Genomic DNA, 1,230 nt, shown 5'->3' with positions numbered 1-1,230 from the left:
CCTACTTACCAGCCTAACTGCTTGGACGTGCACAACCAATCGCACGCTTCTTCTATCCTTCTGCGTCCCTCCATTGCTCAAACGATAAAGAGGTGGTACAGGAATATCAACCTGTTGTCCATCGCCTACGCCTGTCGGCCTCGGCTTAGGTCCTGACTAACCCTGAGCGGACGAGCCTTCCTCAGGAAACCTTAGGCATTCGGTGGACGGGATTCTCACCCGTCTTTCGCTACTCATACCGGCATTCTCACTTCTAAGCACTCCACCAGTCCTTCCGGTCTGACTTCACTGTCCTTAGAACGCTCCCCTACCACTGATACCAAAGGTATCAATCCGCAGCTTCGGTGGTGTATTTAGCCCCGGTACATTTTCGGCGCAGAGTCACTCGACTAGTGAGCTATTACGCACTCTTTAAATGGTGGCTGCTTCTAAGCCAACATCCTAGTTGTCTAAGCAACTCCACATCCTTTTCCACTTAATACACACTTTGGGACCTTAGCTGGCGGTCTGGGCTGTTTCCCTTTTGACTACGGATCTTATCACTCGCAGTCTGACTCCCAAGGATAAGTCATTGGCATTCGGAGTTTGACTGAATTCGGTAATCCGATGAGGACCCCTAGTTCAATCAGTGCTCTACCTCCAAGACTCTTACACTTGAGGCTAGCCCTAAAGCTATTTCGGGGAGAACCAGCTATCTCCAGGTTCGATTGGAATTTCTCCGCTACCCACACCTCATCCCCGCACTTTTCAACGTGCGTGGGTTCGGGCCTCCATTCAGTGTTACCTGAACTTCACCCTGGACATGGGTAGATCACCTGGTTTCGGGTCTACGACCACGTACTAAACGCCCTATTCAGACTCGCTTTCGCTACGGCTCCGCCTCTTCAGCTTAACCTCGCACGGGATCGTAACTCGCCGGTTCATTCTACAAAAGGCACGCCATCACCCGTTAACGGGCTCTGACTATTTGTAGGCACACGGTTTCAGGATCTCTTTCACTCCCCTTCCGGGGTGCTTTTCACCTTTCCCTCACGGTACTGGTTCACTATCGATCACTAGGGAGTATTTAGCCTTGGGAGATGGTCCTCCCAGATTCCGACGGAATTTCACGTGTTCCGCCGTACTCAGGATACATTCAAGAGGGAACGAAGTTTCAACTACAGGGTTGTTACCTTCTATGACGAGCCTTTCCAGACTGCTTCGTCTACCTCGTTCCTTTGTAACTCCGTA

1 rRNA gene is annotated in these 1,230 nt (G+C 51.1%); it reads right to left on the bottom strand.

The features are described from left to right. A 23S ribosomal RNA gene (locus tag MR058_RS22800) occupies positions 1–1,230 on the bottom strand; the annotation flags it as partial.

Origin of the sequence: Bacillus cereus group sp. BfR-BA-01430 (assembly GCF_022663115.1) — a bacterium.
Taxonomy (GTDB): domain Bacteria; phylum Bacillota; class Bacilli; order Bacillales; family Bacillaceae_G; genus Bacillus_A; species Bacillus_A cereus_BD.
Note: the sequence above shows the minus strand (reverse complement) of the source record. Positions and strands in the feature narration are given on the sequence as shown.